Source organism: Endozoicomonas sp. OPT23, from assembly GCF_009653635.1.
Taxonomy (GTDB): Bacteria; Pseudomonadota; Gammaproteobacteria; order Pseudomonadales; family Endozoicomonadaceae; genus Endozoicomonas_A.
On record NZ_PPFD01000004.1, the window covers coordinates 145,401 to 163,956 of the forward strand.

Genomic DNA, 18,556 nt, shown 5'->3' on the forward strand with positions numbered 1-18,556 from the left:
ATAGCAACTTAATACTCAATTCTATGTGTCATAACACCTTTCACTTGGTTAACTTCAGAAGAACGGATTATGGCTATTCAATCATTTCATCCTCCAAGAAGAACCCTGATGGGGCCAGGCCCTTCTGATGTTTATCCCAGAATTTCAGAAGCGCTCTCCCGTCCAACCATTGGACATCTTGACCCTGCCTTTATTCAGATGATGGATGAGGTCAAGGAGCTTCTTCAATATTCCTTTAAAACCAGTAACGCTCTGACCCTGCCGATTTCTGCACCCGGCTCAGCCGGCATGGAAGCCTGCTTTGCCAACCTGGTTGAACCGGGCGACAAGGTCATTGTCTGCATCAACGGTGTTTTCGGTATGCGCATGAAGGAAAACATTGAACGTGCCGGAGGTGAAGCCATTGTTGTTGAAGATAGCTGGGGGCGTGCCGTTGACTCAGCCAAGGTTGAACAAGCATTAAAAACTCATTCTGACGCAGTAATACTGGCCTTTGTTCATGCCGAGACATCCACAGGCGCTAAAAGTGATGCAGAGAAACTCTGTCGTCTGGCTCAGGAGCATGGTTGTCTGACCATTGTTGACACCGTAACATCGCTGGCAGGCAGTGAACTGAGAGTAGACGACTGGGGTATTGATGCGGTTTATTCCGGAACCCAGAAATGTCTCTCCTGTGTACCCGGTATTTCACCGGTCAGCTTCAGTGAAAAGGCGATAGCAAAGATAGCCAACCGTGAAAGCAAGGTACAAAGCTGGTTCCTCGATATGAACCTGATCATGGGTTACTGGGGACAGGGCACTAAAAGGGCTTACCATCATACAGCGCCTGTAAATACCCTTTACGCACTGCACGAAGCTCTGGTTATTCTTCAGGAAGAAGGTATTGAACAAGCCTGGGAACGCCACCAGTTGCACCATAAAGCTCTCGCCAAAGGTCTCGAGGCAATGGGCTTGGAACTGGTTGTGCCTGAAGGCGAACGACTGAGTCAGCTTAATGTGGTTCAGATCCCGGAAGGTATCGATGATGCAGCAGTACGATCCGAATTATTGCAGAAATACAATCTGGAAATCGGTGCTGGCCTCGGTAATCTGGCAGGCAAGGTGTGGCGTATTGGGCTGATGGGTTGCAGTGCCAACCAGACAAACGTCTTGAATTGCCTGTCTGCTTTAAAGTCCGTTCTCAAGCTTGAGAAAGACGGTGCCGCTGCTGCACTGACTTTTTATCACACTAAAAGCTGATTTCTGATTCCTTGTCCTGACTCAATCAAAGGCTGCTGGTAACAGCAGTCTTTGATGATAGAATCCTTCCCTCTCACACACAATATTCTTCATTCGTCCTGCTCTACCTTCAAGGGATTGGCTTTGCAACGTCTTCTATTCAAGGACACAACTCCGTTTCGCTGGGTGTCTTTCTACTTCTTTGGTTTCTTTTTTATCTACAGTTACTTCCTGCCTTTCTGGAGCTTATGGCTACAAAGCCGTGGCGTCGGCAGTGAAGATATTGGTCTGATTCTTGGTCTCGGGATGGGTATTCGCTGTCTGGCCAACCTGCTGGTTGCCAGTAAGCTGAAGAATCTTGAACACCTGTTGTTTATGTTACGAACGCTGATTCTTGGCATGCTGCTCAGCTGTGTTCTACTGGTATTCAGTGGCAGTAATTTATGGTTACTTGGCGGTTTAACACTACTGTTTTCAGCTCTGATGGCGCCATCAATTTCCTTGTCAGATGTGATGGCCATTCGCTATGCCAGTGATGGTCAGGTTGATTATGGCAAAAGCCGTCGCTGGGGCTCTATTGGTTTTATGATAGGCACAGCCGTATCCGGGTTTATTATCGAAGGTTACTCGGAAGAAGCTGTGCTTTGGGTCATCATCCTGGGTCTTGCCGCCATGTTCTTTTACGCCTGCAAGAGACCTGTTCCGGGGGTGGTGATTTCGAAGGAACTAGAAAAGCAGGGCACGCCTTCTCTGTGGCAGTTGCTTAAACACAGAGATATTCTTTTTTACCTGTTGCTCGCATCCCTGATTCAGGGCAGCCATGGCGCACTCTACAGCTTTGGCTCTCTGTATTGGAAAAGCCAGCAGGTTTCAGAATCCTTTATAGGTATTCTCTGGTCAGTGGGTGTGGTTGCAGAGATTATTGTTTTCACTCTGGCTTCACGGTTTGTTCCTCGATTCTCTATCAAGGCTCTGTTCCAGATTGCCGCCGTCGGAGTCGTTCTTCGCTGGTCGCTGGTTGCTGTCACTACCGAACCTGTGCTGCTTGTCTCGGCGCAGATTCTGCATGCCATTACCTTTGGTATCTGCCACCTGGGTATGACCCGATTTATTCAATCCAAACCCCAGCAAATGTCCATTCCGCTGCAGGGTCTCTACAATGCGATTCCTACCAGTGCCGCCATTGCACTGACGACATTTGCCACTGGTTATATGTTTGAATCCCTTCAGGGCAATATTTTCTGGATTATGGCTGGGCTTGGTCTGCTGGCCCTGATGTTAAGCGTGTTGTATAAAGCCAGCAGTAGTGAGTCATCAGAGTTCAGGGTTTCAAACTCTGAACCAGTAAAAGAATAAACTTTATTGGCGTCCAGAGACGACCTATTTATATGCCTCAATATAAATAGCCTGTCGCTTAATACCCTTAATCAGTGGGCCAAACTTCTGGCCCAACTGATCCCCCAGCCAAACGGCTACTTCATTGGGCTGCCGGTCTTTTTTCAATAGTTCCATAGCTATTGGAGTGCCCTGAGCGAACGCATTTGCCAGATTCTCTGGACTGACCGGCTCCATCTCAATAGCAACTGTATCGATTTTAATATCCCTGAAACCTGCCAGAGCGAGTTGTGTCTTTATTTTATCTTTATCATGGGAGTGATGTGCCTGAACTAAAAATGACGGCACCTGCTCGCCGAGAACAGGCGATAAGATTTCAGTAACTTCTGCAGTAAAAGGGCTGGTTTCAAGCTCATCCCAGACAGCCATATGAAGCTTCCCACCCTTTTTTAGAGCTCTGTAAGCTTCTTTCAGGGCAGCAGGCTGATCCAAATAAAACATATACCCGAACAGTGAAACAAGAGCATCGAAACTCTCATTCTCGACGGTCAGTTCACAGGCATCCATAACCTGAAAATCTGTTTTTTCCCTGCCGCCAGCATTGGCTTCAGCAATCTTCAGCATGCCTTCGCTGATATCTGTCACCAGCCAGTAAACTTCGGGCAGGCCAGACATCATACAACGGGTTGCTACCCCGGTTCCTGCTGCCGTTTCCAGCACACGGTGGGAAACTGACAGGTCAAGCCTTGCCCCCATTTCAACAGCAAATGGTTTGATATTGACCGGAAAATTAAACTGGTCATAAGCTTCCGGAATTGAGCCTGTAAATGAACCAAGACTGTTAGCCACCAGTACTCCTCTCCTGTCGACAAATGGAAACTGATGAGTCTAGCAGCGTTCAGAGATTAGCGGCGGTAGCTCCATCTGGCTGCGATTCCAGGGCCCGTAGCTTCATTCCCATTCCAAAAAAGACCAGAGATAATACACTTGCTGTAATCATCGTCGTCGCCATAGGAATCAGGTTTCCCGTCTGAACCAGTGACATCAGAAAGCCCATGACACCGCCCATACCGAAGTTCAGCGTTCCAACAACAGCATTAGCTGTACCGCTGCTGTTCGGGAAATATCTTAAGGTACAGCTGGTAGCATTGGCAGCAATAAATCCAATAGCACTGATACTCGCCAGAATCATTGGATACACCACATATAAGCTGGGTTCAAAAAAGTGCAGGTGGACATTCAGAATGACCATGGCCGACAACTGAATAGCAATACCAATAGGAATCAACTTCTCAGGTTTATGTTTATTCAGCAGCCTGACATTAAAGCGGTTAAACAACATATAAACGACCACATTAGAACCGAAGGTAAAGGGATAGATATTTGGTGACAGGTCAAAATACTCAATATAAAGAAAGGATGAGGCTGTCAGAAAAGTGAATAAACTAGCCAGTGAAAATCCGGTACAGAGTACAAATCCCATGGCCTTGCCATTACTCAATACTTCCCAGTAGTTCTTAGCGATACCACTGACCAGCTTGCCTTCCCGTACAGGGTTATCATTGGTTTCTGGCAACAGAAAAATCACCATAATCAACAGCAAACCGCCGTAAATGGCAAGTATGTAAAAGATACTCTGCCATTCAAAAAAGTTCAGCGACAAAGCTCCGATACCCGGTGCCAGCATGGGAGCCATCAACATGATCATGGACACCAGCGAAAGCATTTTCGCTACATCATTGCCTTTATAGCGATCCCTGATAGTTGCTGAAGATATAACCGTCGTCGCACCACCACCCAGCGCCTGAATAAAGCGGAACATATAGAGCTGTTCTACGGATTCAGTGAAGACAATAGCCAGACTTGCCAGTGTAAAAACTGTTAAGCCAACAATAGCTACCGGCTTACGTCCAACTCTGTCGGACATTGGGCCACCGAGAATCTGCCCCAGCGCAAAGCCCATAAAAAACAAACTGATGGATATCTGAACACTGGCCGTTGTTGTGCCATAAAAACTGGCCATTTGCGGTAGAGCTGGCAGATAGGTATCAATGCCAAAGGGCCCAATAGCTACCAGAGCAGCAAGCATAGCGGCAAGACGGGTGGATAAGGCTGTGCTTTTTCCCTGCTCCATAATGGTTTCAAATTCCTATAACTGGATATTACTTTTCAAACAAAAAAACTAACTGATGAGAACTTTATCATCATCGTTTGAATAGACGTACCAGTTTCCTTTTGCTCTGGTTGCTGCAAATATTTATTTCAAAATCATTTATTAATAAAACCAAAGAACACTGATTTGTTTTCTAAGCTAAATCACCGCCTGCAGATAATTAATTCACCATAATACACAGGAATTTCTCGATGTCAGAGAACACTGCCAGAGGCTTCTTATTGAGGCATAGATTCATTACAAAAGTGACTCTGATTCTTGTTTATCTATTAGCAAGCCATTCTTCCATTGCTAATGCTATTAACCTACCTCAGGATCAGGTGTTCAACCTTCAGGAAAACTTTCAACTGCTAAAACTCGATAAGGAAACTGATTTTTCTCGACGCGGCTTTCTGTTCTCTCTGGATGAAACAACGAATGCATCTGTTGTCGAAACAGCTCAGAGTAAATCTCAGAATGTCTTTACTTCATATCTGGCAGTTGATCATAACGCTCAAACAATCACTAACAGTAAAGGTTTATTGCAGATTAAAGTCTTCTCATCCAAGGAGTACAATCACCCTGATAATACCCCATGGACTATCAGTAACCTGCTTCGCAATACCCATTCTGATTGTGACAAACAGTGTAATAAAAGTTCGATAGCAGTTGCCTCAAACGATATAGCGTTCGACCAGGAATTGTCTGACCAAACTCTCTATGACATCAACTTCTTTTCTCCTCTTATAAGTCGAGGACACTCATCTTGTCAGATAAATAACCTTACGAAAAACGCCTTTTGTGAATTCGTATCTTCAGTCGTTATGGTCTTTACCCCTTACAACTCAGAAATCCCCCCTACAACTATTATTCATACAGTCAACCATGACAGACTGGAACAGATATATCTGATCAAGAGTGAAACCGAACTCTTTTTGCGAGATATCACAAAAATGAAAAAAACAGCCAAGGATTTTCTGGCTTTTCGGTTTGCTCAAATTGATAACGTAATAGCGCAAGAAAGGCCGAACTTGCCATCGCTATTTTATTTTATCGTTCGTTATTACATATCTCTTATCAAGGAGAACGGTTTCTTCGGTGAATCTTATAACCCAACTCCTGTATTCAATAAACTACCTGAAGAACCTATACCTGCCGAAGAACTTCTGGTCGCCTCTCGAGCCATAAAATCATTAGAAGACAGAAAGTGGGTGTCTGGAACGGCATCCGGTTCTGTGTACAGTGGTAACAGGCAAAGCTATAAAGTTCAAAATGAAATGCACGCCAATCATGCTCATGGCAACGCTATACAACGAGACCTTTTCCCCTCCGGTATGTATTACGAAGGCAATATTGTCAGCAGTGTTCTGGATATTCTGGCTGCAGACCAAATCAATAATGAAGAGCGCGAGCCAGACGCCGTTGTCACTAGCGGTGGAACAATGAGCATAAAGTCAGCTCTCTCTGCGCACTACAATCTTGCCAAAGCCAATCATATTGAAAACCCTGAAATGATTCTTCCTGTCACAGCGCACCCTGCTCACCTGAGGTCAGATGATAGTTTTGTCGTCAGATTTGCTCCTGTGAACGACTCTGGAAACAGCCCCTCTTATACTGTTGATCTTGAAGCCGTCGAAAAACTGATTAACAAAAACACAGTTCTTCTGGTTGGTTCTGCAGTTAATTATCCCTATGGGACAATGGACTCCATCGAAAAACTCTCTGAATTGGCAGAAAAATACAACAAACTTGAGAACCGGGTTCATAACAAGATCAGAGTTCACGTTGATGCCTGTCTTGGCGGTTTCTTTCTGGCGTTCCTCGATCGTAAAAAGCATGGCTTCGGTGAGTTTGATTTCCGGGTTCCCAATGTTCACAGTATCACCATAGATACTCACAAATACGGTGGCGCCCTCAAAGGCAGTTCAGTCGTTGCTTTCAGAACCAGAGACGTCGCCGACCATGCTTCATTTGTTGCGACGGAATGGCTAGGAGGAATGTTAGCTTCAGCTAATGAAGAGGGAAGTAAATCAGCAGGAGATTACGCCGCAGCCTGGGCTTCAATGGCCCTGATGGGGAAATCAGGTTACAGACAAAGAGCCGAAGCTTTATACCAAAGAGCAAAGGAGTTTGCTGACAAGGTCTGGAAAACTCGTGGCCTTGAGGTTATGGGAAAGCACTCAATGTGCCTAGCGTTCAAATCAAGAATTCACCATGACAGTGGTGAACCTGTTCTGAATATGGGGCATATCAAAGACTATCTGGGTTCAGCTGTAGAAAAGCCAAGATGGCGCTTCAACGGTCTTCAATACCCGGATGGGCTGCACTTCTGTGTCACAGGTCCTCAGCTTCCAGAAAACAATCCAGATATTGTTGAACGCTTTGGCACAGACCTGAAAAAAGCTGCAGAACAAGCTGAATGGCTGACTATCACTGGAGTTCCTCCAAAAGGGGGTAATGTTTACGGTGCAAGTTCGGTCAACATCAGTTTTAAACATCCTGAGTGCAAGGTCGCCTTTATTAAAGCGGCCGGATACCTGACCCGAACAGTTGATGACATGGAAAAACAGCTGGAAGATTTTCAGTTTGATATGCTCAGTATCCTGAATAAAAATCTTGGCATAAGACCCTCCTTTGATTTATTGGAGTGCCCGAATGAATAACGGTGGAGCTTCATCGTCAGGCTGACCAATGTTACTCTTTAAACACCGACATGCTATGGTTGCCCGTTGGTAGATATGAACAAGCCCAACTGGCAACCCTCTGCGTTCACATGGAGAGAACATGACAAACCGCCCAAGCTTCAGAGCCTTATTTACTCTGATTTTTCTCACCAGCCTGTTGTCAGCCTGTGGCTTTCATCTACGTGGAAAAATGGATATTGCCAGTGAAATCGCCAACCTGAGTGTTTCAGGTAACGACATTCCCTATATGCGAGCCCTGAAATCGGCTCTTACCAGTACCGGTATTACCGTTACCGATGACGCAGAATATCGTCTGATACTGAAGAGCCTCGAAAAAGATTCCGGAACCCAGACCGCTGCCAGTGCTGGCCGCTATGAACGAACACTTTCTATCAAAGCGACCTACCAGTTGCAGACTCGTGATGGCCTTCAGCTGTTTGCCCCCATGGTCATTGCTAACGAACGCTTCATGACTGAAGACAAGAATCAGGTGAACGCTGCCCAGAGTGAAGAGACTTACCTGTTTAAACAATTGCAACGGGAAGTGATCAGCTCTACGGTTCGACGAATTGCCGGTATCTCCGGTGATGCTCTGACCAAAGAAGAAGCCAGAGCCCGAACAGCTGTTGAAGCCGAACAAAAGGCCGCTGAAGCCCAGTAATGAAACTCAGACCTGACCAGCTAACAGGACAGTTGCAATCGCAACTGTCCCCCATCTATATCATCAGTGGTGACGAGCCTCTTCAGGTCTCCGAATGCTGCGACCAGATTCGTCAGAAAGCCCGTGATTCCGGCTTCACAGAACGTCATGTTTATCATGTTGATAACAGTTTCGACTGGAGTGATTTTCTGGAAGCCGCCCACAGCCTGTCACTCTTTGCTGAAAAGCAGATCCTTGAACTGAGGATGCCCAACGGCAAGCCTGGTGACAGTGGTCGTAAGGCGCTGATGGAATACGTTAAGCAGCCATCACCAGACAACCTTGTCATCATGGTGACGGATCGACTGGATGCTGCCACACAGAAGTCCAAATGGTTCAAAGCGGTTGATCAGGCTGGAGTCTTCATTCCTGTCTGGCCCATTGAACACGATAAGTTGCCCGGCTGGATTGCCAGACGTTTGAGAGTTCAAGGCTTTGAAGCAACACCTGAAGCTCTGGCTCTGCTGGCAGAGCGTATCGAAGGAAACCTGTTGGCGGCTTCTCAGGAGATAGAGAAGCTGAAACTGCTGGCAACAGACAATCGCATCAGTGCAGACACCATTCGCGAAGTGGTTTCAGACAGTGCCCGCTACGATGTCTTCCAGCTCTCTGATGTTGCTCTCAACGGTGATATTAAAGGCGTCGTTCGAATACTGGCCGGTCTGCGCAGTGAAGGTATTGAACCTCCCATTATTCTTTGGGCACTGGTTCGGGAGATTCGCCTGCTCAGCCATATCAGCCGGCTCAGATCTAAAGGCTCCAGCACAGATGCGGCCATTGAAGCTGCAGCCAAAGCTCACGGTATTGCACCTTTTATTTTGAAAAAGCGCCGAGGGTTGATGGAAAAATGCATGGGCAGAAACAGTGAGCAGACCTTCAGACGCTTGCTGATTCATGCCGGAGTTATCGATAAAAGCATCAAAGGTCTGGAACGTCTGAATACCTGGGATGAACTGCTGACCCTCAGTATGGAGCTTGCAGGCGCTCCTCAACTGGCAGGCTTAAAGAGATAAAGTCAGGTTTGTGGCTGCAGGAAGATATCATCCAGATTATCTTCCCTGTCACCGCCCAGACCAGTGAAGCTCACGACTCTGCGATTCAGGTTAACGATTCTAGGTGTCTCGTTTTCCAGAGCAATAGTCACTCTGGAAACCACTTCAATAGCAAAGTCATTAAATCGCTCATCAAACACCCAGGTCTCACGAGCCCTCTGTTCTATAACGGCGCTGTCGGGGCCTGTCACTACAATCACACGCTCCAGCAGCTCTTCCTTATGGTTCAGCCCATAACGTTCAATAAGATCTTCCGCTCGAGACAACAACTCTCGACCACTGTCTGCGGAAACCCCTGAGGCATTGGTGAAACGCAGCTGAGCCCTTTCAGAGTAGAGACTTTGCAATAAATCAGCTTCACCATCTCGAAAGGCTTTTTTATGGGTGTCCAGAAACTCCGAGACTACCATCTCATCCAGTTTCGATACCTGTTTCTGATTATCGGATGGGCTACAACCAAGCAGCATTATTGCGAGCACAACGGTAACAAACGCTCGATACATAGAAAAATACCAGTTAATAAAAGTGACTCACGCAATAGAAGCTGAACGACTGAGGGTATGAAGAACTAATCTGGATGAGTAAATTCTCACCTGGGTCTGGCAGGTCAAAAATCAGGCAGATTGAAACAAAATTCATCGCTCATGCATATCACTCTTCAAAAAGCACTTACGATGATTACCTATTGCGATAACAGATATTACTTACTAGACGCATTTGAAACAAGCAATAAACGGCTATAAAGGCCTTTTCAGCGACGCCGATGGTTCGAAAGACCTGAGGTTGTGTTCATTCACCGCCTGCAATTCATTCGAGCTATTCAATCGAGCTATTTAATCGAGCAAAGGAGATGCTGATTATGATGTTTAGAAACCTGCTGGGAGCAGCCATGGCATTGCTGGTAGCAGGCTGTGCCTCCTTTGACTTCATGCCCGGCAAAGATATCAAGTCTACTTATAACCACCAATGGTCCAAGGCCAAAAACCTGACCTACGCTGGCGGCATGCGCTCCAGGGTTCATGACCAGCAGCTGCCTGCCGGAGCCTATGACAATAAAGGCAAGCTTCAGGACTATAAGCTCGGCAATATCTCGCACCCTGCCTATGGCAGTTCCAGTGGCGTGACTGGAGTCACCGTTCAACCTTATGGTGCTTTTGAGCACTTCTACTGGGGATGGACAGTGCCTGGCGCCAGCCACTATCAGGAAAACCGTTTCTTTGGCTGGATGCCCATGGAGATGGGCAAGGATGAGAACCTTGCCAGAGAAACTCTGGAACGGATGCTAAGCAGAGCCTCGTTGAGCATACTCAACGACATGAACTACAAGTACAAACCAGTAAAAACACCCTATGAAGTACAGGGACAGAAGTTCAAACAGTGGTACCTGGAACAGACTGGCGGCAACTGCTCTTTCGCCCGAATGAACTGCGTACTGAGTTTATTTGTACCGACTCCCATGGCGATCAGTCAGGCACCGTTCTTCAGCTACTACAGCATGGCCGGACAGCCCGCATGGTTCTTCCAGGCCAACACCAGTGAAACCTTTCCAAGGCTGGCAATCACTCAGGGTGAAGGCCTGAAGAGTATCAGCGAGAATGTCTTCTACCAGAAGCTCAGCGCCCGCCTGCCAGGCTGGCTTTACTTCTACGAAGCACCAAACGAAGTAGGCACGGGTGATAACAACAAGACTATCGCCTACCCCTACATTCTGGAGAAAGGTAAACCACTGCTGTTTATTCGTCCCACTAACAAGTAATCCTTATTCAGCCTCCAGTAACTTTACTGGGGGCTGAATCTACTCAATTTTCCTCTCAACGCCTGCACCCCTGCTATAGTTTCCCCAGCAAAACCAGACAATAACTCCAACGACTGAGCAGGAGACTCCGTTTTGCCCTCTGCCACCAAACCTCTCGAAGATCAACCCACTCAACGCAGCCAGTTTAGTTCCCGGCTTGGCTTTATCATTGCAGCCGCGGGCTGTGCAGTCGGTGTTGGTAATATCTGGAGCTTCCCCACCCAGACAGCCCAGAACGGTGGCGCAGCCTTTGTGCTGGTTTATTTGTTTTTCTCTTTTGTATTAGCCTACCCCGCCCTCGTCGCGGAGTTGACCATTGGACGATATAGCCAGTCCAACTCTGTTTCAGCACTTACCGGCTTGGATCAACGCCGCTGGGTGCAAAGAATTGGGCTGATCACCAGCTTACTGGGGCTTGCCACACTGACTCTGATCTACAGCTTCTACAGTATCGTTGCCGGCTGGTTTATTGGCTTTACTGTATCGCCCGTCCTGAAACTTGCTGGCATTGATGCAGCAGCGAACTGGCTGACCAGTTTTAATACACCATCAACGATTACACTGACCCTTGTTTTTATGGCAGTCACCACATTAATTGTGACTGCCGGAGTCAGACAGGGTATCGAGAAGTGGTGCAATCGTTTGATGCCTTCTCTATTTATTCTGCTGGCAGTACTGATTGTTTTTGTATTGCAAAAGCCCGGCGGTATGGAAGGCCTGAAAGCTTACCTGCTTCCAGATTTTTCACGAATATTTGACCAGAAACTGCTGATTTCAGCGTTGGGGCAATCCTTCTTCTCAATGTCGCTGGGAGTAGGTTGTATGCTGGTCTACGGCTCTTACCTGAAGAAACAGGCTAACCTGCCCCTGACTGCTTTTCAGGTTGCAGCGGTAGACAGCAGTGTTGCCTTCTTTGCTGGCCTGCTGATTATCCCCTGCATGTATGTTGCCATGCAGCAGGGCGTTGAGATCTACAATGCCGATGGTCTGCTGCACAGTGCAGATACACTGGTCTTCACCGTATTACCTTCTTTGTTCAATCAACTGGGCGCTATTGGTCATCTCGTTGCTGTCGCCTTCTTTGTACTGCTCGTGATAGCAGCACTGACTTCTTCCATATCACTGATTGAGCCTACGGTTGCCTGGATGGTGGAGAACAGACAGTTCAGACGTCGCCGTGCCAGCTGGCTGATCACTGCTCTGGCATCACTCCTGTCGATTGGCATTATTCTGAATTTTGACACACTGTTCGGGCTGGCCATCACTCTGGCCACTCAATACTTCCAACCCATACTCTGCTTAATGTTTGCTGTTTATGGCAGCTGGATCATGAGGCAGGATCGCTTGCTGAAAGAGTTAAGCCAGGGTTACCCGGATATCAAGGAAGGATGGTTCTGGAAAATCTGGCCCTGGTATATCAGAACTGTATGCCCCGGGTTGATCCTGCTGTTATTTCTCAGCAATCTCTGACTGTTCAATTTATAAGGCTTTTGTCGATCAAAATTAGCTGCCCAAAGGGCAGCTAATTAATCTAACCCCGTTTATACTTCTGCCCTTTATCTGCTTCGTTGTTAAAAAGTATTAAATAATATGACTCTTGCTTCCTGGTTATCCCTGCTGGCCATTTGCGTTCTTGGTGCTGTTTCTCCTGGCCCCAGTCTGGCTGCTGTTATGAAAAGTACCCTTCAGGGATCGAGAACCCATGGCATGGTAACAGCCATCAGCCATGCCTTTGGCATTGGTCTTTATGCGTTTCTGGTTGCAGCAGGTATTGCCGTCGTTATTACCGAAACCCTATGGCTTTTTCAGGTAATCACTTATGCAGGTGCCGCTTACCTTGCCTGGATGGGTTACAAGTCTCTTGCTTCAAAATCGTCTCTGGTTAATGAAGAACAAAACACTGGGCCATCCATTTCTTTCAAACAGTCTGCTCTCGATGGTTTTCTGATTTCCTTTCTTAACCCAAAGATCGCTGTCTTCTTTCTGGCTCTGTTCAGCCAGTTTGTAACACCAGAAACGACATTGATCACTCAGCTGCTTATGGCGCTGATGGCAACACTCTGTGATGGTATCTGGTACTGCATGATTGCCGGCGTAGCAGGGCACGCAAAAGTACTGCCAATGTTGAGAAGGAATGCGACGATGGTTAATAGAATCTGCGGTGCTTTACTGATTTTTGTGGCACTGAGAATTCTGGCGCTTTAGCAGAATTAGTTTTAGCTAAATATCTGGCTTTGAATCTGATTTCAAAGCCAGTAATAATTACTCTGTAATCGACAGGGTGTAAGCGGTATATCCTGCGAACAGAATTAATAGTGTTATTGATAGATTCCAGCCAGTACTGTCCCGACAAAAACATTTATCAGCCATTTTTTATCGATGCCGTTATGGCACCAGCGCCGAACAAAGCTGTCCCACTGAAGCGATTGAACCATTTTCTAGCATTATAGGATTGAACTTGCTCCCTCAGTTTGCCCGCAAATAACGTATAAAACGTAATATTTAACGCAACGATCGAAAGAAAGCTAACAACCAATATTAAAATCTGTGGCAAAAAGGCTTCAGCAGGCTCGATAAACTGGGGTAAGAATGCAACAAAAAACACAATGTCTTTTGGGTTTAGTGCAGTCACTAAAAAGGCTCCTCGAAACAGGGAGAAAGCCGAAGAGTTGCTCGTGCTTTTGTTAGAAGAAGTGAGTTCAACTTCTGCAAAAAAAGTTTTTATTCCGAGGTAAATGAGATAACCAACACCAAACCATTTCAATACCAAAAACAATGTCGATGAAGCCGCTAATATAGCACCGAGACCTAGCAAAGATAATGACATGGCCGTTAAGTCACCAGCAAGCACACCGGCTACTAATGGTAATACCGACTTTTTACCATGCACCATTGCCTGGCTCATAGCTAATATGACCGTTGGCCCAGGGATAATGCAAAAGATTGATACGGTGGTTATAAACGCTATCCATGTCTCAACATTCACAATCTACTCTCCTTGTCGATTGAAAGTTAACAATAGAATAAACGAACAAGGGGAGCAAAAGCTCCCCTTGTTCAGACATAGATGTGCTATTTCTTAATCAGTCGAGCAAAGATACATCCCTGATCGCACCTTTATCCGCACTGGTCACCATAGCCGCATACGCTTTCAGCGCTGCTGATACTTTTCGCGGACGTTCTTTCAACGGTTTCCAGCCATCCTTACCTTTGGCATCCATCACACGACGACGTTCAGACAGCTCTTCATCGGTCAGCTGAACATTGATGGTGCGGTTAGGGATATCGATACGAATGATATCGCCTTGCTCAACCAGACCAATGTTGCCACCCGCAGCTGCTTCTGGCGAAGCGTGACCAATAGACAAGCCTGAAGTACCACCCGAGAAACGACCATCAGTCAGCAACGCACACTCTTTGCCCAGGCCTTTGGATTTCAGGTAGCTGGTTGGGTAAAGCATTTCCTGCATACCTGGGCCACCTTTCGGCCCTTCGTAGCGAATAATCACCACATCGCCAGATTTCACTTTGTCTTCCAGAATATCGCTTACGGCACCTTCCTGGCTTTCACAGATATGAGCAGGGCCTTCAAACACCAGAATACTTTCGTCAACACCGGAGGTTTTAACCACACAGCCATCCAGTGCGATATTACCGGTCAGAACCGCCAGGCCACCTTCAGAACTGTAGGCATTTTCAAGGGAACGGATACAGCCTTCTTCACGGTCATCATCCAGAGTTGGCCAGCGAGTGTCCTGACTGAATGCTTCTGTCGTACGAATGCCAGCAGGCCCTGCTTTAAAGAAGGTATGAACTTCTTCACTGTCAGTCTGCTTGATATCCCACTTGGCCAGAGCCGCTTTCATGGATTCGGCATGAACCACCGGAATGTCACTGTGCAATAAACCGGCACGGTCAATCTCACCCAGAATACCGAACACACCACCAGCACGGTGAACGTCTTCCATATGGTATTTCTGAATGTTTGGCGCAACCTTACAGAACTGAGGTATTTTTCTGGAAAGCGCATCGATGTGCGACATATTAAAATCAACACCGGCTTCCTGAGCGGCTGCCAGCAGGTGGAGAATGGTGTTGGTAGAACCGCCCATGGCGATATCCAGCATCATGGCATTTTCAAACGCCTTGAAGCTGGCGACATTACGAGGCAATACAGATTCATCGTCCTGCTCATAATAACGCTTGGTGATATCAACAATCTTGCGACCGGCTTCCAGGAACAACTGCTTACGATCAGCGTGAGTCGCCAGCATGGAACCATTGCCCGGCAGGGAAAGACCCAAAGCTTCAGTCAGACAGTTCATGGAGTTGGCAGTAAACATACCGGAGCAGGAGCCACAGGTTGGGCAGGCAGAACGCTCGTACTCGGCAACAGTCTCATCGTCTGCATCAGAGGCAGCAATAACCATGGCATCAACCAGATCCAGTCCGTGCGAAGCCAATTTGGTTTTACCGGCTTCCATTGGTCCACCGGAAACGAAGATAACCGGAATGTTCAGGCGCATCGCTGCGTTCAGCATTCCCGGGGTGATTTTGTCACAGTTGGAAATGCAGACCAGAGCATCCGCGCAATGGGCATTCACCATGTATTCAACGGAGTCGGCAATAATGTCGCGGCTTGGCAGGGAATAAAGCATGCCGTCATGGCCCATGGCGATGCCATCGTCCACAGCAATGGTATTGAATTCCTTGGCTACACCACCGTGTTTTTCAATTTCTCTGGCGACCAGCTGGCCCATGTCCTTCAGGTGAACATGACCCGGCACAAACTGGGTGAAGGAGTTGGCAATGGCGATAATCGGTTTTTTGAAATCATCATCCGTCATGCCTGTAGCGCGCCACAAAGAGCGTGCGCCGGCCATATTACGGCCATGGGTTGAAGTTCTGGAGCGATATGCGGGCATGACAATGTCCTTTATTACTGTTCTCTGACTCTTGTCCGTACGATGGGCAGAAGGCCTCTATTCAGCCGACCCTGTCCTTGGCGACTGGGGGAGTATACCAAATCCGGTGTAAACACATAGTTTGGTATTAAGTGTGTAGACACACGTCATCGATTATTAGACTTTTCGGGTACTTAAGAAGGGATATATCAACAGGTATGACACTGCCCAATCACGAGTGACCAGGCAATGAGTAAAGCAGATCAACGATTATGGTATTGCGCTTTGCGCTCAATATACTGCGCCACCAGATCATCCATCACTTCCTGATCAAACTCTCTCAGGTTAGCCAGAATCATGGTCTTTTTACCTTCGCCAACGACAACACCGTTATCTTTGAAAACAAAGCCAAGGGTTACATTACCGCGCTTGCCGTTCACATCCAGATAGGCATGACTGGCTTCAATTTCAGGCTTTTTCAGGTCAACAGAATTAAGATGAACGGACATGCTTTCATAAATCACCAGCGGTCTGGCGACATTGATCATGACGTTCTTTTCCTTCATCAATGGCACGAGAACATGGGGGAAATTTTCACCGGAAAAGGCAACGTAAGCCTTAATCAACTGTTCAATCAACTGACCATCGTGGTTCTTGTCACCGCTATGCTCTATGCGCAGGTACTCTTTTTCTTTTGCGTCACAGATAATCTTGTCATCGTTATCACCGGTAACGATATGTAGGCCAACACCTTCACTGACCATACCACTGAAGTTAACCCGCATGTCGCTGTAGAGGCCTTCTGACATCAGAATACGTGCGAACAGCAGGTCTCCTGGTACACAGAATTTCTTGGTATCAACATCGTGGAGAGGATTAAAATCGTTGGCAACATCTTTGGCGAAGGCACTGGATTGCTCTCGGGTGAAAGAGAAAAGGTTATCTTCCAGTTCTGTACAATATTGATTTAAAAGCATAACGGTAATTTATTCAGCAGCCCGCCTACATAAAAAGTAAACAAAACCGCTGGATTTATTCTTTCCTCAATCCGGGGAATACAGATCACCAACAGGGTGATCCAATAAAATAGTATGACTGTTCCATCATACCGACAGGCCACCATTACAACTGTTACGAAATCGTAGCTTTTTGTTTATTGAAGCCTTACCCGCGAATGTCCTTATCAACGGTGAGTAACAAATAACGTCTTTTTTCGTTCAGGACTGCTGTTTCTTTTTATGTCCGGCCAGAGCAGTGATGCTCCCCATCCTGCCATCATAGATAACAGAAATGCCAGAGGCAGAGATTCCATTGCCTGAAAATAAGGACCAACTGCATCCAACTGCTGCAACCAGAGCTTTCCCACAAGGATCATTGTCGCCCCTGTAATCATTGAAACCAAAGCACCAACTGATGAATAGCCTGACCAGAACAGCCCAAGAATCATAGCAGGTGAAAAAGTGGCTGTGATGCCCGACATACCAAACACCGCAAACCAGAAGACCGTATGCCCCGGCAAAAGCTTCGCTACAGCCAGGGCCAGCAGCAGAGCTACAGTCGCCAGCCCCCAGGTGATTTTTCGAGAGTAAGTCGTATTTTTATTACTGGTCAGCAGGCTTTCTTGTCCATACAGCAACGCATCACAGGTTACAGCACTGGTTGCCTGCATCAACAGGGATGAGAAAGTAGACATAATGGCCGCAAGAATAGCCGCGACATAAAAGCCAACCACAACTTGAGGAAAGAAGGACTGCGTCAGCATCGTCAGCACATTCTGACCGCCATTCCCCAACACCGTCTCTGGATTCACATCAGCAGACGTATAAAAGCACCGGCCAATCATGCCAATAAACACGGCGGCTGAATCTGTCAGTAGTGTATAGATCAGAGCGACCCAGCGTCCGCAACGAATTTCACCCGAGTCTCGAATAGCAATAAAACGGGAGAATATATGAGGCGTGCCCAGAAACCCCAGACCAATAGTAAACAACCCCAGAATTTCGAAATATCTTAGCCAGCCTTCATCAGGACCAATCACCGTCAACAGGGCAGGATCAATGTCTGCCAGAACTGTGAACAACCCTTGCTCCCAGGGCCAGAAAAAAGCAGCAGCAACTGGAACCAGAAGCAGAGCCACCAGCATCATGCTGCCTTGAATACAGTCCGTCCAGGCAACGGCCAGAAAGCCACCTGCAGAACTGTAAAGGGTGACCACCAGAAAGCCCACTATCGCACCCACTGCGTAATTCCAGTTCAGAGAGTGTTCAAGCAAGGCACCTGTCGCATCAATTTCTGCAGCGGCATAGAGCGTACAGAAAATCGTCAAACATACGACAGAGGTATATCTGATCATTTTATGCAGCGAGGGAAAGCGATGCAGGAAGTAATCGGTAGTGGTTAAAGCTCTGGACTGATCAATCTCTCTGCGAAAAGGTTCTGCCATCACAAACCATGCAATGGAAACACCTATAAGCTCTCCTACAACCACCCAGAAAGCACTCAACCCTGCAATAGCACCAAGGCCAGTAAGCCCTAACAGCAACCAGGCTGACTCTCCTGTCGCCTGAGTGGAGAGTGCCGTCACGAAATAACCGAGCTGCCGACCTCCGGTAAAGAAGTCAGCAACACCTTCGGTTTTTCTGGAAGCCCGATAGCCCAGCCACCCCAGCAACACAAAGTAGAGACTAATAGCCAGATAGCCAGACATCAGACTTAC

Annotated in this window: 15 protein-coding genes; 8 read left to right on the top strand and 7 right to left on the bottom strand. The window is 47.1% G+C overall.

Annotated elements, in window-relative coordinates:
* The first annotated feature begins 69 nt into the window (after window positions 1-69).
* Window positions 70-1,239: an alanine--glyoxylate aminotransferase family protein gene (locus tag EOPP23_RS11145; RefSeq protein WP_153766068.1), complete on the top strand. Its 1,170-nt coding sequence runs from the start codon at window positions 70-72 to the stop codon at window positions 1,237-1,239.
* Between the two features lie 54 nt (window positions 1,240-1,293).
* Entirely contained in the window at window positions 1,294-2,574 is a 1,281-nt protein-coding gene (locus EOPP23_RS11150) for a 3-phenylpropionate MFS transporter (protein WP_153766069.1), read from the top strand.
* A gap of 24 nt (window positions 2,575-2,598) precedes the next feature.
* On the opposite strand, the gene EOPP23_RS11155 is transcribed toward EOPP23_RS11150, so the two are convergent.
* A complete protein-coding gene (locus EOPP23_RS11155; protein ID WP_153766070.1) occupies window positions 2,599-3,402 on the bottom strand; it encodes a class I SAM-dependent methyltransferase in 804 nt (267 codons plus the stop codon).
* A gap of 49 nt (window positions 3,403-3,451) precedes the next feature.
* Complete coding sequence (locus EOPP23_RS11160; RefSeq protein WP_153766071.1) at window positions 3,452-4,687, bottom strand: Bcr/CflA family multidrug efflux MFS transporter; 1,236 nt, start codon at window positions 4,685-4,687, stop codon at window positions 3,452-3,454.
* A gap of 230 nt (window positions 4,688-4,917) precedes the next feature.
* On the opposite strand from EOPP23_RS11160, the gene EOPP23_RS11165 reads away from it, so the two are divergent.
* The 3 genes from EOPP23_RS11165 (at window position 4,918) to holA (ending at window position 9,102) form a co-directional block, all read left to right on the top strand.
* Window positions 4,918-7,368, top strand: a complete 2,451-nt coding sequence (locus EOPP23_RS11165; RefSeq protein WP_153766072.1) for a pyridoxal-dependent decarboxylase — start codon at window positions 4,918-4,920, stop codon at window positions 7,366-7,368.
* A gap of 121 nt (window positions 7,369-7,489) precedes the next feature.
* Window positions 7,490-8,050, top strand: coding sequence for a hypothetical protein (locus EOPP23_RS11170; RefSeq protein WP_153766073.1), 561 nt, complete (start codon window positions 7,490-7,492; stop codon window positions 8,048-8,050).
* Complete coding sequence (gene holA, locus EOPP23_RS11175; protein ID WP_153766074.1) at window positions 8,050-9,102, top strand: DNA polymerase III subunit delta; 1,053 nt, start codon at window positions 8,050-8,052, stop codon at window positions 9,100-9,102. Before EOPP23_RS11170 ends, holA begins: the two co-directional genes overlap by 1 nt.
* A 2-nt stretch (window positions 9,103-9,104) precedes the next feature.
* Here the strand turns inward: holA and EOPP23_RS11180 are convergent, their stop codons facing one another.
* Entirely contained in the window at window positions 9,105-9,644 is a 540-nt protein-coding gene (locus EOPP23_RS11180) for a hypothetical protein (RefSeq protein WP_153766075.1), read from the bottom strand.
* Window positions 9,645-10,000: 356 nt separating this feature from the next.
* On the opposite strand from EOPP23_RS11180, the gene EOPP23_RS11185 reads away from it, so the two are divergent.
* The 3 genes from EOPP23_RS11185 (at window position 10,001) to EOPP23_RS11195 (ending at window position 13,141) form a co-directional block, all read left to right on the top strand.
* Window positions 10,001-10,897, top strand: a complete 897-nt coding sequence (locus EOPP23_RS11185; RefSeq protein WP_153766076.1) for a hypothetical protein — start codon at window positions 10,001-10,003, stop codon at window positions 10,895-10,897.
* Window positions 10,898-11,029: 132 nt separating this feature from the next.
* Entirely contained in the window at window positions 11,030-12,406 is a 1,377-nt protein-coding gene (locus EOPP23_RS11190) for a sodium-dependent transporter (RefSeq protein ID WP_153766077.1), read from the top strand.
* 120 nt (window positions 12,407-12,526) lie between these two features.
* The gene (locus EOPP23_RS11195) at window positions 12,527-13,141 is read left to right on the top strand and encodes a LysE family translocator (protein WP_153766078.1); all 615 of its coding nucleotides are present in this window, start codon (window positions 12,527-12,529) and stop codon (window positions 13,139-13,141) included.
* A gap of 157 nt (window positions 13,142-13,298) precedes the next feature.
* Here EOPP23_RS11195 and EOPP23_RS11200 read toward each other — a convergent pair whose 3' ends face one another.
* The 4 genes from EOPP23_RS11200 to EOPP23_RS11215 all read right to left on the bottom strand — a co-directional run bounded on the left by EOPP23_RS11200 (window position 13,299) and on the right by EOPP23_RS11215 (window position 18,547).
* The gene (locus EOPP23_RS11200; RefSeq protein ID WP_370514757.1) at window positions 13,299-13,922 is read right to left on the bottom strand and encodes a LysE family translocator; all 624 of its coding nucleotides are present in this window, start codon (window positions 13,920-13,922) and stop codon (window positions 13,299-13,301) included.
* A 97-nt stretch (window positions 13,923-14,019) separates the two neighbouring features.
* A complete protein-coding gene (gene ilvD, locus EOPP23_RS11205) occupies window positions 14,020-15,861 on the bottom strand; it encodes a dihydroxy-acid dehydratase (RefSeq protein ID WP_153766079.1) in 1,842 nt (613 codons plus the stop codon).
* A gap of 242 nt (window positions 15,862-16,103) precedes the next feature.
* Window positions 16,104-16,817 carry a DUF3581 family protein gene (locus EOPP23_RS11210; RefSeq protein WP_153766080.1) on the bottom strand — a complete coding sequence of 238 codons (714 nt, stop codon included), beginning with the start codon at window positions 16,815-16,817 and terminating at the stop codon, window positions 16,104-16,106.
* 206 nt (window positions 16,818-17,023) lie between these two features.
* Window positions 17,024-18,547 (bottom strand): sodium/proline symporter, encoded by a 1,524-nt coding sequence (locus EOPP23_RS11215; protein WP_153766081.1) that lies wholly within the window; start codon window positions 18,545-18,547, stop codon window positions 17,024-17,026.
* Window positions 18,548-18,556: the final 9 nt, after the last annotated feature.